The organism is Bacillus cereus group sp. Sample62, from assembly GCF_036851315.1.
Taxonomy (GTDB): domain Bacteria; phylum Bacillota; class Bacilli; order Bacillales; family Bacillaceae_G; genus Bacillus_A; species Bacillus_A wiedmannii.
On the sequence record NZ_JAFLPK010000001.1, the window covers coordinates 540,001 to 552,249 of the forward strand.

The window sequence follows — 12,249 nt, forward strand, 5'->3', positions numbered from 1 at the left end:
GGTGCTTTCTTAACGGAAAGCCGCAGTGAATAGGCCCAAGCGACTGTTTAGCAAAAACACAGGTCTCTGCGAAGCCGTAAGGCGAAGTATAGGGGCTGACACCTGCCCGGTGCTGGAAGGTTAAGGAGAGGGGTTAGCGTAAGCGAAGCTCTGAACTGAAGCCCCAGTAAACGGCGGCCGTAACTATAACGGTCCTAAGGTAGCGAAATTCCTTGTCGGGTAAGTTCCGACCCGCACGAAAGGTGTAACGATTTGGGCACTGTCTCAACCAGAGACTCGGTGAAATTATAGTACCTGTGAAGATGCAGGTTACCCGCGACAGGACGGAAAGACCCCGTGGAGCTTTACTGTAGCCTGATATTGAATTTTGGTACATTTTGTACAGGATAGGCGGGAGCCATTGAAACCGGAGCGCTAGCTTCGGTGGAGGCGCTGGTGGGATACCGCCCTGAATGTATTGAAATTCTAACCTACGGGTCTTATCGACCCGGGAGACAGTGTCAGGTGGGCAGTTTGACTGGGGCGGTCGCCTCCTAAAGTGTAACGGAGGCGCCCAAAGGTTCCCTCAGAATGGTTGGAAATCATTCGTAGAGTGCAAAGGCATAAGGGAGCTTGACTGCGAGACCTACAAGTCGAGCAGGGACGAAAGTCGGGCTTAGTGATCCGGTGGTTCCGCATGGAAGGGCCATCGCTCAACGGATAAAAGCTACCCCGGGGATAACAGGCTTATCTCCCCCAAGAGTCCACATCGACGGGGAGGTTTGGCACCTCGATGTCGGCTCATCGCATCCTGGGGCTGTAGTCGGTCCCAAGGGTTGGGCTGTTCGCCCATTAAAGCGGTACGCGAGCTGGGTTCAGAACGTCGTGAGACAGTTCGGTCCCTATCCGTCGTGGGCGTAGGAAATTTGAGAGGAGCTGTCCTTAGTACGAGAGGACCGGGATGGACGCACCGCTGGTGTACCAGTTGTTCTGCCAAGGGCATAGCTGGGTAGCTATGTGCGGAAGGGATAAGTGCTGAAAGCATCTAAGCATGAAGCCCCCCTCAAGATGAGATTTCCCATAGCGTAAGCTAGTAAGATCCCTGAAAGATGATCAGGTTGATAGGTTCGAGGTGGAAGCATGGTGACATGTGGAGCTGACGAATACTAATAGATCGAGGACTTAACCATATAATATGAAGCAATGTTATCTAGTTTTGAGAGAACATAAAAAAACTTGTTGACTTTTAAAGAAAATAAGTTATAATAATGATTGTCTCAAAAGAATAATGTCTGGTAATGATGGCAGAGAGGTCACACCCGTTCCCATACCGAACACGGAAGTTAAGCTCTCTAGCGCCGATGGTAGTTGGGACCTTGTCCCTGTGAGAGTAGGACGTTGCCAGGCAATATTATTCCGCAGTAGCTCAGCGGTAGAGCTATCGGCTGTTAACCGATCGGTCGTAGGTTCGATTCCTACCTGCGGAGCCATTGGAGAGCTGTCCGAGTTGGCCGAAGGAGCACGATTGGAAATCGTGTATACGTCACAAGCGTATCAAGGGTTCGAATCCCTTGCTCTCCGCCATAGGATTTATAATATTTGGCCCGTTGGTCAAGTGGTTAAGACACCGCCCTTTCACGGCGGTAACACGGGTTCGAATCCCGTACGGGTCACCACTTTGGAGGATTAGCTCAGCTGGGAGAGCACCTGCCTTACAAGCAGGGGGTCGGCGGTTCGATCCCGTCATCCTCCACCATATAAATTATATAAATAGTATTGTCGCGGGGTGGAGCAGCACGGTAGCTCGTCGGGCTCATAACCCGAAGGTCGCAGGTTCAAATCCTGTCCCCGCAACCAAATGGTCCCGTGGTGTAGTGGTTAACATGCCTGCCTGTCACGCAGGAGATCGCCGGTTCGACCCCGGTCGGGACCGCCATTTTAATAAGGCTCGGTAGCTCAGTCGGTAGAGCAGAGGACTGAAAATCCTCGTGTCGGCGGTTCGATTCCGTCCCGAGCCACCATTTATCTTAATAATATACGCCGGCTTAGCTCAATTGGTAGAGCAACTGACTTGTAATCAGTAGGTTGGGGGTTCAAGTCCTCTAGCCGGCACCATGTAAGTTTCGGAGGGGTAGCGAAGTGGCTAAACGCGGCGGACTGTAAATCCGCTCCTTCGGGTTCGGCAGTTCGAATCTGCCCCCCTCCACCATTTACATAGGGGCATAGTTTAAAGGTAGAACTGAGGTCTCCAAAACCTCCAGTGTGGGTTCGATTCCTACTGCCCCTGCCAAATATATTTACACAACATGGCGGTTGTGGCGAAGTGGTTAACGCACCGGATTGTGGCTCCGGCATTCGTGGGTTCGATTCCCATCAGTCGCCCCATTTTTATTTTTAAAATTACAAATAATCTAATTGATACTTACATATAATTAAGTAAGAATTCGATGGGCTATAGCCAAGCGGTAAGGCAACGGACTTTGACTCCGTCATGCGCTGGTTCGAATCCAGCTAGCCCAGCCATTTTTGCGGAAGTAGTTCAGTGGTAGAATACAACCTTGCCAAGGTTGGGGTCGCGGGTTCGAATCCCGTCTTCCGCTCCAATAAAATTTAACATGGCGGCATAGCCAAGTGGTAAGGCAGAGGTCTGCAAAACCTTTACCACCGGTTCAAATCCGGTTGCCGCCTTTCTTTTGTGCCGATGTGGCGGAATTGGCAGACGCGCACGACTCAAAATCGTGTTCCTTCGGGAGTGTCGGTTCGACCCCGACCATCGGTATCATGAACAGCGTAAAAAACTCTATACAATTAGTATAGAGTTTTTTTGTGTTTTCTTTTCATTACATGACAAAATAAGCACAAAAAGTGTACAGTGAGTAAACTGCGAAACATTAAAAGGATAAAAACAAACATTCATTTTTATCCTTTTAATTGTGGTATTCTATAAAATTCCAGCAAAATATTGTATATACAATATTCCCTTCGAGCACTCTAGAGAGAATTTTTCCACCTCGGTGACATGAAGTTAAATCCGACAGCACCAATAGATATTAGTACGTTATCAACGGTTAAGTTTGTAATTTCTAAAAATCTCTTTTTAAACTCTTCTTTGTTGTACTTGTAAATAGTTGAGTGGCACGCCCACATGTGCGTTGAAGTACTCAGCCAATCCCCTAATTCCTTTAATTGAGGAAACGACTCAAATTGAATTGGTTCATCTAATTTCATGAATCTCACCTGATAGATAGTTGGGTTTAGCTTTTCTCCAATCCCTTTAAGACCATGTGCTTTTTTCTCATTTGAATGTGTCATAATTACTCTCCCCTATCTTTTTCAAATTTTTTCCTATTTTAATTATACAGCAATAGAAAGTAATTAAGGAAATATTATGGGAATCGGTGATGTAAAAAGACTCTAACAGAAATGTTAGAGTCTTTTTTGTTAAATTATGTTACCTGATTCTAAAATTCGTAATAAACGTAGGAATTCATGTATAATATAACTTGCGGATAGAACAAAATGATAGTAATTTATATTATGTCTGTAATATGAATCGAAAATGAACTTTTTATATTTCTTTTAAAAATGTGTTGAATACACATTATATTTTATATTAATATTTTTATGTAGATTTAAAACGGGAAAGAGAGTGGAAAGTATGGGTCGTAAATGGAATAATATTAAAGAAAAAAAAGCATCAAAAGATGCAAATACAAGCCGTATATACGCGAAATTTGGACGTGAGATTTATGTGGCAGCAAAACAAGGCGAGCCAGATCCAGAATCAAACCAAGCGCTTAGAGTTGTATTAGAACGTGCGAAAACATACAACGTACCAAGAACAATTATTGATCGTGCAGTTGAAAAGGCAAAAGGCGGTTCAGAAGAAAATTATGACGAGCTTCGTTATGAAGGATTCGGACCAAACGGATCTATGGTAATTGTAGATACACTTACAAATAACGTAAACCGTACTGCAGCAGATGTACGAGCTGCATTTAGCAAAAACAGTGGTAACATGGGTGTAAACGGTTCTGTAGCTTACATGTTTGATGCGACAGCTGTTATCGGTCTTGAAGGTAAAACATCAGATGAAGTTCTTGAAATTTTAATGGAAGCAGATGTTGATGCACGTGACATTCTAGAAGAAGAAGATTCTGTTATCGTGTATGCTGAACCTGATCAATTCCATTCCGTACAATCTGCACTTAAAGATGCTGGTGTTGAAGAATTCACAGTTGCAGAATTAACAATGCTTGCACAAAGTGATGTAGAACTTCCTGAAGATGCTCAAGTACAATTTGAAAAAATGGTTGATGCATTAGAAGATCTAGAAGATGTGCAACAAGTTTACCACAACGTAGACTTAGGAGAATAATACGATAGAAGTCCCTGTTCATTTAACGAATAGGGGCTTTTTTTCATGAAGTTAATTAAGAGGATGAATTAGTAAAGGTATTTTGTTTTAGACAGGGAATATGCTTATAGGGATATGTGAAATATTCATTATTGCTAGGAGGCTTAATATGGAACATGAAACACCAAAGCATATCGTTGCTGTAGCAGGTTATTTAACAAATGAAAAAGACGAAGTGTTATTAGCTAAAGTACATTGGCGATCGGATACGTGGGAGTTGCCAGGAGGACAGGTGGAAGAAGGAGAAGCGCTCGATCAAGCTGTTTGTAGGGAAATAAAAGAGGAAACAGGATTAACGGTGAAGCCTATCGGTATTACAGGAGTTTATTATAATGCTTCCATGCACATTCTAGGTGTTGTTTTTAAAGTGGCATACGTGAGCGGTGAAATACAAATTCAGCCTGAAGAAATACAAGAGGCTAAATTTGTTGCTTTAAATGAAGAGAACATAGATGAGTACATAACGCGTCCTCATATGAAATCCAGAACGCTTGATGCGATGAGAGCAACACATTGTATTCCGTACGAAACGTGGGAAGTGCAGCCATATAATTTAATAGGTAGATTGTAAAGAAAAGAGTAGCCGATTTGAGATACAATCAAATCACTACTCTTTTTTGTATACTGTTTAAGAAAAAGGTCAAAATAATAATAGTACTAGTGTTGAATTTTAGAACGTTTGTTCTATATAATGTATGATATATTGTATACATTTAGATTACTAGATACTTACAAATATATATATATTTGTAGATGATATAATGAAAATAGGGTGTTTTAATAGGGAAGTATAGGCTTAAGGTATACTCTGCTATTGGTTTAGCATAATCTATATTCAATATTTCAGATGAATAGTAGATAAAAAAAGACTGTGATACAATACTTTTTTATACCTTACAATGATGTAAGGTACGTGTAAGAGAAATCGATGGGATGTTTTTTTACAACAAGGTATTCTTAAAGTAAGAGTTATACGCTGTGTGGAAAAGAGGTGTTCAAGATGAAAGAACGAGTATTATCTAGGGTGAACTATCATCAAAAAGTTGCATTAAATCCAATGACTAAATTCTTTTATAAAGCCATTATTTTATTATTATTGTTAAGTTGTACGTTATTATTCATTGGAAATGTAATGATCGAGCAAAGTGATATTAGTAAATTACATGTACCGGCTAAGTTAGAGGTGCCAGAATCATTAACACATGCATTTATTGCGACAGAAGATAAAAGGTTTTATCATCATAATGGTTTAGATTATATAGCGATTGTCAGAGCGTCTGTTGAGAATATAAAGGCTGGTGGTGTTGTACAAGGCGGAAGCACAATTACACAGCAGTTATCCAAAAATGCTTTTTTAACGAATGAACGTACATTTTCTCGTAAGTGGAAAGAGATTTTCTATACGAAAAAAATTGAACGTACATTTACGAAGGATGAAATTTTAAAATTGTATGTAAGTAATATTTATTACGGAGAAGGAGCATGGGGAATTGAAAAAGCGGCAAACCTTTACTTCGGTAAAAAGGTGGACCAATTAACGCTGGCTGAAAGTGCAATGATGGCTGCTGTAGTAAAAGCACCTGCTTATTACTCACCTGCACAAAATTATGATAAGGCCGTAGAGAGACGAAATGTCGTTTTGAGATTGATGGAGAAGGAAGGCTACATCAATCATGATGAGTATGTGCAAGCAGTTAGTGAGAAATTAGTAATTCGTCATGATATAAAAACAGAGCAGTCGATGTTAAATAATGCACGTGAAAAAGCAGTAAGCTAAAGGAAGTTCCTACATAGGAGCTTCTTTTTTTGAATAAATTGTGACAAATTGTGACACAATATCGTCACAATTATTGTATTTTTGTAATTTATGTGAGCGTGTTCATTGCGTGACGTATATAAGTGTTGATATTATGTGTATTGTGTACAATGCTGTATACAGAATATGAATTTAAAGAGGAATGTATATGAAATCAAATAAACTCATGGCTCTTGGTATAGTTTTTTCTATCGCAGTATTGATTGTAATCGGAACAATTGCGTATAGCATCATAAATGACAAAAAAGATAAAGGGAATGAGATGTTTGCTTATTCTACACAACAATCTTTAGGGAAAGATGATGCACCAGTTAAGGTAGTAGAATTTGGAGACTTCAAATGTCCTGCTTGTCGTACTTGGGATGTAACAGTATTACCACGATTAAAAGAAGAGTATATTGATAAAGGTAAAGTGCAGTTATATTTTATTAACTTCCCGTTTATCGGAAAAGACTCTGATTTAGGCGCAGCAGCTGGTGAAGCAATTTATAAACAAGATCAAGATTCATTCTGGATTTTCTATGATGAGATTTATCAAAGTCAAAAGAAAGACACGGAAGAGTGGATTACAGAAGAATTACTTCTTAACATTGTGAAAGAGAAGCTTCCGAAAGTTGATGTAGAACAATTTAAGAAAGATTTACACAGTAAAGAAATGAAAGAAAAGGTACGTAAAGATTCAGATCGCGCTCAAAAATTAAAAGTTCAAGGTGCTCCTTCAGTATATGTCAACGGAAATCTTGCAAACCCTGATTTCGATAGTATGAAGAAGGCGATTGATAAAGAATTGAAAAAGTGATGAGCTACTCATCACTTTTTCGACTTTTTTCGATAAAATTCTTGCTTACGTTTTTTTTACATGCTATACTACCTTACATAAGTTATTCTAATATCTTATATTTATTTCATATTTGCGGGTGTAGTTTAGTGGTAAAACAAGAGCCTTCCAAGCTCTGGTCGAGAGTTCGATTCTCTTCACCCGCTCCAAATTTTATTAAATGTTTTTCTATAAATTGTTATCAACGCAGTGTTTCGTTTCTAAGATAAACGAGGCATTGCGTTTTTTAATGTTTGAAAAATATAATTGTATGCGAAAATAGAAGTAAAGAATAGTATTCCAAAAGTGAATTGCTAACCAATATAGTCGTTACATATGGGATAGTTTCATCTGAGGAGGCGATTAGGAATGGATTTTGAACAATTAAAGCAAGATGTCATTGCATATAGTAAAACAATTGGTATAGATAAAATAGGCTTTGCTAGTGCTTCACCATTTGAGGAATTAAAGCAGCGCTTAATCCAGCAACAACAATTAAATTATCAATCGGGATTTGAAGAGTCTGATATAGAAAAGAGAACGAACCCACAGCTTCTACTACCTGGTGCAAAATCAATTATTGCGATTGCATTAGCGTATCCTTCAAAATTAAAAAATGCACCATTAAGTAAGCGCGGAGAACGCCGCGGTATTTTTTGTCGTGCCTCTTGGGGACAAGATTATCATCTTGTTTTACGAGATCGTTTGCAAAAATTAGAAGCATATTTAATCGAAAAACTTCCCGATATAGAAGTTAAGTCAATGGTTGATACGGGTGAATTAAGTGATCGAGCTGTTTCGGAGCGTGCCGGCATTGGATGGAGTGGTAAGAATTGCGCTATTATTACACCTGAATTTGGTTCGTATGTATATTTAGGAGAAATAATTACAAACGTTCCCTTCCCACCAGATCAGCCGATAGAAGATCAATGTGGAAGTTGTACAAAATGTATTGATGTTTGTCCTACAGGCGCTTTAATACAAGGAGGACAGTTAGACTCGAAGAAATGTATTGCATTTTTAACACAGACGAAAGGGTTCCTACCGGAAGAATATCGCGAAAAAATAGGTAATCGTATTTATGGATGTGATACATGTCAGACTGTTTGTCCGAAAAATAAAGGAATGGATTTTCATAACCACCCTGAGATGGAACCAGATCCTGAGTTAGTTAAGCCGTTATTAACACCACTTTTAACAATTAGTAATCGTGATTTTAAAGAGAAATATGGAATTATGTCTGGTTCATGGAGAGGTAAAAAGCCGTTGCAACGAAATGCAATTTTGGCACTCGCGCATTTTAAAGAGGCATCAGCAATTCCAGATTTAATTGGTGTTATGAAAGACGATCCAAGACCAGTACTTCGCGGAACAGCAGCATGGGCACTTGGGAAAATTGGTGGAGATGGCGTGGGCGAAGCTATTGAAAAAGCGATGCAACGTGAGAAAGATGAAGAGGTTCTTCATGAAATGAATCGCGGACTTGAATTATTAGCTCAGAAAAAAGAGTAGATAATATCTCCCTTTTTCATATTGTAATATGGGAGGGAGACGAAATGGTTGTAAAAATAAATATTGAAAAGCAAGTACAACAATTTTTAGCATATGTAACAGAGAAACGAATAAATGTAGATGGTATTGCTGAAGATTTATTACAAATAGCACAGAGAAAGAAACAATTGTTTCAAAAGCGTAATGCAGAGATAGTGAAAGCAACTGCGGACGTTTCTTTCATGAGACAATTAAATAATAGCAATCATCAAGAAATTGATTATCAAATACATTTTAAATATTTAATTAAGCATAAAGAATTATTTTATATTGAAGAGGAACAACTAAAGCGAAGAGTTTGTTTAAATAATAGCCGGGTAATAGGTGATTATGCTATTGAAGTGCCAGAAGCAGTTGGAATGAGTGAGACGTTAGAAAGAGAAGTTATAAAAGAGAAGTATGGTTCTTATCAGTATAACCGTTTAGAGGCAGTTAAATATGCAGAGCGTTGGTGGGATGATCGAAACCCTGTATATCGTAATTTCCCTGATAATTGTACGAATTTTATTTCCCAATGTCTTCATACTGGAGAAGTACCAATGAATGGATACCCTAATATTCGTAAAGGATGGTGGCAAAGGGAGAATCAGTGGAGTTGGAGCTGGGCTGTCGCACACTCTTTTTATTGGTATTTGTCAGGTGCTACAACAGGGCTTCGAGCAGAAGCAGTAGAAAGGCCAGAGGACCTTATTCTTGGTGATGTCATTGCTTATGATTTCGAGGATGATGGTAGGTGGAATCATACGACGATTGTAGTAGCCAAAGACGCAGATGGTATGCCACTTGTAAATGCACATTCAGCGAATAGCCGTCGGCGTTATTGGAACTATGAAGATTCTAGTAAATATACACCACAAATGAAATATAAATTCTTTCACATTATTAATGGGTAGAGATTTTTCGCTCAAGTGGTATAATACGTAGTAGACAAAAAACAGAGGTGAATATCGCGTGGGAGTACATGTTGTTTTATATCAACCAGAAATTCCAGCAAATACAGGGAATATTGCTCGTACTTGTGCAGCAACTGGAACAGAATTACATTTGATTAGACCGCTTGGATTTTCAACGGATGATAAAATGTTAAAGCGTGCAGGATTAGATTATTGGCAGCACGTGAAGGTTACGTACTATGATTCAATTGAAGAATTTTATGAGAAAAATAAAGACGGTGAATTCTTCTATTTAACAAAGTATGGCGAGAAAGCTCATACAGCATTTGATTATAGCAAACGTGAGAAGGATTACTATTTTGTATTTGGAAGAGAAACAAACGGCTTACCAGCTAATGTAATCGAAGAAAATTTCGATCATTGTTTACGTATTCCAATGACTGATAAGGTGCGCTCATTAAATTTATCTAATACAGCAGCTATTTTAATTTATGAAGCATTCCGTCAACAAAATTATCCGGGATTAGATTTAGAAATTGTTTATTAAAAGTCGCCATATGGCGACTTTTTTTCTAAATATAAAAATAATATGTAATCATACATTTAAAAAAGGGTACATATTCATATAGAATGGGATATATGAATAAAAATAGATTAGACGGGTTGAGATAAATATGAAGGAACAATATAATAATCAAAATACCTTTTTAAGTATGATAGATATGGATTTAATAAGAAGAGGACTATTACATGCTATTCAAGATTTAGTATTTATTGTGAAAGTTATTGATGATGAAACCTTTAAATATATTTATGTAAATAAGATAGGTATGGATTATGCGAAGCTAAGCGAAGAATGTTACGGAAAAACGTTTGCTGAAGTATTATCAGAAGATACGGCGGAAATATTGCAAGTGCAATATGCAAAAGTAGCGAGCGAAGCGAAAGCACATACCTTTTGTGATGTAGTTAGTTTACCAAAGGGTGAGTTACATTATGAATCTTCACTTAATCCTGTATTCGACGAAGAAGGAGTATGTCAGTTTATTATTTGTATTACGAGGGATATCACAGCTCAGATTGAAGAAAAGGCAGAGATAGAGGAAAAACAAATGTTGTTTAAGTCGTTATTAGAATATAATAATGACTCCATTATATCTATGGATTCTATAGGTAGAATTACATATGCAAATCCAGCAACGTATGAAATATTTGGATATCGATATGAAGAATTACATAATAAATTTATTTTTGAATTTATTAATAAAGAATATGAAAAAGATGTTCAAATTATATTTAAAGGAGCTCTGCAAGGAAGAGCAAAACAAATTGTTTCAAAGAAATATGTTCATAAAGAAGGGTACGAGCTCTATATTTCTTTGAGAACTATTCCGATTATTGTGAATGGCGAAATTGTTGGGGTATATATTGTCACGAGGGATGTTACAAGGCAAATATTGAATGAAATGCGAACAGAATATTTAGCTTATTATGACCAATTAACAGGATTAATGAATAGAATTTCATGTACAAATAAGTTAAATGTTTTTTTAAATGATAATACAGAGTTTGCGCTTGTTTTTATAGATTTAGATGAATTTCACCTTATTAATGATACTTTTGGTCATAAAGAAGGAGATAAAGTATTACAAAAAGTTACAGAATGTTTAAGCGGTCTTCAAATAGACGGTATGCACTTGTTTAGAGAACACGATGATCAATTTGTTATGTTAATAGAAAATATAACGAGAGAACATGTAGAGATAGTTGCAAAAGGCATACTAAAAAAGATTAGTGAACATTTTGTAATCGAAGAAGAGGACGTTTATTTAAGTGCATCAATCGGAATTGTAATGGCTCCAACAGATGGAGAGGATGAAAAAATATTATTCCAAAGAGTTGATGCTACTTTGGAAAAAGCAAAAGAAAAAGGAAAAGGGCATTATCATTTTTATTGCAGTGGATTAGATTGTGAGCGTGAACAAAGATTTATAATAGAAAACCAATTGCATCGTGCTATAGAAAAAAATGAATTCTGCTTGTATTATCAGCCACAAATGAATATTGAAACGAAAAAAATAGTGAGTATGGAAGCTTTAATAAGGTGGGAGAATAAAGAATTGGGATTTGTCTCTCCCAATCAATTTATTCCGCTAGCAGAAAGAACAGGATTTATTATTAAGCTTGATGAATGGGTAGTAAATGAAGTGTGTCGGCAAATACGTGAATGGTTAAATAAAGGATATGAAGTTGTCCCGATTGCAGTTAATATTTCAGCCAGGCACTTTCGCTCGATTACATTAATAGAGATGATTACACGGGCTTTACATAAGTACAATGTACCAGCTCACCTATTAGCGATAGAGGTTACAGAAGGAGCCCTTATGCATAAAGACATATCGAAAAGGGTATTGCTACAATTAAAAGAACAAAATTTAAAGATTCATTTAGATGATTTTGGGACGGGATATTCATCTTTAAGTTATTTAAAAACGTATCCAATTGATACGTTGAAAATCGATCGTTCTTTTATGGAAGGTATACATGTGGATGAACGTGATACGAATATTACAGCTGCAATTATTCATTTAGCTCATACTTTGGAATTGAATGTAATTGCAGAAGGAGTAGAAAAAGCGGAACAAATACAATTTTTGAAGGAAAAGAATGTGAAGTTTGTGCAAGGTTATTATTATAGCCGACCTTTATCAAAATATGATGTGGAAAATGTGTATTATAAATGATTGATAAAAAAAGTGATGTGCTAAGAAGCACA

General features: G+C 37.6%; 9 protein-coding genes, 16 tRNA genes and 2 rRNA genes (1 of these 27 only partly in view). 26 read left to right on the forward strand and 1 reads right to left on the reverse strand.

All coding sequences use genetic code 11. The features are described 5' to 3' along the window. From J0835_RS02730 to J0835_RS02810, 17 genes are all read left to right on the forward strand, one after another. Window positions 1–1,169, forward strand: a 23S ribosomal RNA gene (locus J0835_RS02730); it begins 1,753 nt to the left of the window's first position. A gap of 101 nt (window positions 1,170–1,270) precedes the next feature. Further along, window positions 1,271–1,386 (forward strand): 5S ribosomal RNA (rrf, locus tag J0835_RS02735). An 8-nt stretch (window positions 1,387–1,394) separates the two neighbouring features. Continuing rightward, a tRNA-Asn gene (locus J0835_RS02740) sits at window positions 1,395–1,469 on the forward strand. A gap of 2 nt (window positions 1,470–1,471) precedes the next feature. Further along, window positions 1,472–1,563 (forward strand) — tRNA-Ser (locus J0835_RS02745). A 17-nt stretch (window positions 1,564–1,580) separates the two neighbouring features. Next, window positions 1,581–1,655: transfer RNA gene (locus tag J0835_RS02750), tRNA-Glu, on the forward strand. Window positions 1,656–1,659: 4 nt separating this feature from the next. Continuing rightward, window positions 1,660–1,735 (forward strand) — tRNA-Val (locus J0835_RS02755). A 24-nt stretch (window positions 1,736–1,759) separates the two neighbouring features. Continuing rightward, window positions 1,760–1,836: transfer RNA gene (locus J0835_RS02760), tRNA-Met, on the forward strand. A 3-nt stretch (window positions 1,837–1,839) separates the two neighbouring features. Then, a tRNA-Asp gene (locus J0835_RS02765) sits at window positions 1,840–1,915 on the forward strand. 9 nt (window positions 1,916–1,924) lie between these two features. Beyond that, window positions 1,925–2,000, forward strand: a tRNA-Phe gene (locus J0835_RS02770). 18 nt (window positions 2,001–2,018) lie between these two features. Further along, window positions 2,019–2,094, forward strand: a tRNA-Thr gene (locus tag J0835_RS02775). A gap of 10 nt (window positions 2,095–2,104) precedes the next feature. After that, a tRNA-Tyr gene (locus J0835_RS02780) sits at window positions 2,105–2,188 on the forward strand. A gap of 7 nt (window positions 2,189–2,195) precedes the next feature. Further along, a tRNA-Trp gene (locus tag J0835_RS02785) sits at window positions 2,196–2,269 on the forward strand. Between the two features lie 19 nt (window positions 2,270–2,288). Beyond that, a tRNA-His gene (locus J0835_RS02790) sits at window positions 2,289–2,364 on the forward strand. A gap of 63 nt (window positions 2,365–2,427) precedes the next feature. Further along, window positions 2,428–2,502, forward strand: a tRNA-Gln gene (locus tag J0835_RS02795). Between the two features lie 5 nt (window positions 2,503–2,507). Then, window positions 2,508–2,582: transfer RNA gene (locus J0835_RS02800), tRNA-Gly, on the forward strand. 14 nt (window positions 2,583–2,596) lie between these two features. Continuing rightward, window positions 2,597–2,667: transfer RNA gene (locus J0835_RS02805), tRNA-Cys, on the forward strand. A gap of 9 nt (window positions 2,668–2,676) precedes the next feature. Next, a tRNA-Leu gene (locus tag J0835_RS02810) sits at window positions 2,677–2,758 on the forward strand. 212 nt (window positions 2,759–2,970) lie between these two features. Here the strand turns inward: J0835_RS02810 and J0835_RS02815 are convergent. Beyond that, the gene (locus tag J0835_RS02815) at window positions 2,971–3,291 is read right to left on the reverse strand and encodes a DUF3884 family protein (RefSeq protein WP_087979353.1); all 321 of its coding nucleotides are present in this window, start codon (window positions 3,289–3,291) and stop codon (window positions 2,971–2,973) included. Between the two features lie 346 nt (window positions 3,292–3,637). Here J0835_RS02815 and J0835_RS02820 point away from each other — a divergent pair, with 346 nt between their 5' ends. The 9 genes from J0835_RS02820 to J0835_RS02860 all read left to right on the forward strand — a co-directional run bounded on the left by J0835_RS02820 (window position 3,638) and on the right by J0835_RS02860 (window position 12,217). Then, complete coding sequence (locus J0835_RS02820) at window positions 3,638–4,357, forward strand: YebC/PmpR family DNA-binding transcriptional regulator (RefSeq protein ID WP_000532975.1); 720 nt, start codon at window positions 3,638–3,640, stop codon at window positions 4,355–4,357. Window positions 4,358–4,505: 148 nt separating this feature from the next. Beyond that, entirely contained in the window at window positions 4,506–4,967 is a 462-nt protein-coding gene (locus J0835_RS02825) for an NUDIX hydrolase (RefSeq protein ID WP_048541851.1), read from the forward strand. Between the two features lie 429 nt (window positions 4,968–5,396). Beyond that, complete coding sequence (locus J0835_RS02830; RefSeq protein ID WP_087979354.1) at window positions 5,397–6,173, forward strand: transglycosylase domain-containing protein; 777 nt, start codon at window positions 5,397–5,399, stop codon at window positions 6,171–6,173. A 187-nt stretch (window positions 6,174–6,360) separates the two neighbouring features. Continuing rightward, window positions 6,361–7,011, forward strand: a complete 651-nt coding sequence (locus J0835_RS02835; RefSeq protein ID WP_087979355.1) for a DsbA family protein — start codon at window positions 6,361–6,363, stop codon at window positions 7,009–7,011. Window positions 7,012–7,125: 114 nt separating this feature from the next. After that, window positions 7,126–7,199, forward strand: a tRNA-Gly gene (locus tag J0835_RS02840). 199 nt (window positions 7,200–7,398) lie between these two features. Next, window positions 7,399–8,541 (forward strand): tRNA epoxyqueuosine(34) reductase QueG, encoded by a 1,143-nt coding sequence (gene queG / locus J0835_RS02845; protein WP_087979356.1) that lies wholly within the window; start codon window positions 7,399–7,401, stop codon window positions 8,539–8,541. Window positions 8,542–8,585: 44 nt separating this feature from the next. Beyond that, window positions 8,586–9,473, forward strand: a complete 888-nt coding sequence (locus J0835_RS02850) for an amidase domain-containing protein (RefSeq protein ID WP_087979357.1) — start codon at window positions 8,586–8,588, stop codon at window positions 9,471–9,473. A 58-nt stretch (window positions 9,474–9,531) separates the two neighbouring features. Then, on the forward strand, window positions 9,532–10,020 hold the full coding sequence (gene trmL / locus J0835_RS02855) for a tRNA (uridine(34)/cytosine(34)/5-carboxymethylaminomethyluridine(34)-2'-O)-methyltransferase TrmL (protein WP_000538149.1): 489 nt from the start codon (window positions 9,532–9,534) through the stop codon (window positions 10,018–10,020). Between the two features lie 127 nt (window positions 10,021–10,147). Next, the gene (locus J0835_RS02860; protein WP_087979358.1) at window positions 10,148–12,217 is read left to right on the forward strand and encodes a sensor domain-containing protein; all 2,070 of its coding nucleotides are present in this window, start codon (window positions 10,148–10,150) and stop codon (window positions 12,215–12,217) included. The last annotated feature ends 32 nt before the right edge of the window (window positions 12,218–12,249 follow it).

What these genes read in the sequence shown, in the direction of transcription:
- J0835_RS02825 (WP_048541851.1), top strand. Translation starts at nt 4,506, where the DNA reads ATGGAACATGAAACACCAAAGCATATCGTTGCTGTAGCAGGTTATTTA.
- J0835_RS02815 (WP_087979353.1), bottom strand. Translation starts at nt 3,291, where the DNA reads ATGACACATTCAAATGAGAAAAAAGCACATGGTCTTAAAGGGATTGGA.
- queG (WP_087979356.1), top strand. Translation starts at nt 7,399, where the DNA reads ATGGATTTTGAACAATTAAAGCAAGATGTCATTGCATATAGTAAAACA.
- J0835_RS02860 (WP_087979358.1), top strand. Translation starts at nt 10,148, where the DNA reads ATGAAGGAACAATATAATAATCAAAATACCTTTTTAAGTATGATAGAT.
- J0835_RS02850 (WP_087979357.1), top strand. Translation starts at nt 8,586, where the DNA reads ATGGTTGTAAAAATAAATATTGAAAAGCAAGTACAACAATTTTTAGCA.
- J0835_RS02835 (WP_087979355.1), top strand. Translation starts at nt 6,361, where the DNA reads ATGAAATCAAATAAACTCATGGCTCTTGGTATAGTTTTTTCTATCGCA.
- J0835_RS02830 (WP_087979354.1), top strand. Translation starts at nt 5,397, where the DNA reads ATGAAAGAACGAGTATTATCTAGGGTGAACTATCATCAAAAAGTTGCA.
- J0835_RS02820 (WP_000532975.1), top strand. Translation starts at nt 3,638, where the DNA reads ATGGGTCGTAAATGGAATAATATTAAAGAAAAAAAAGCATCAAAAGAT.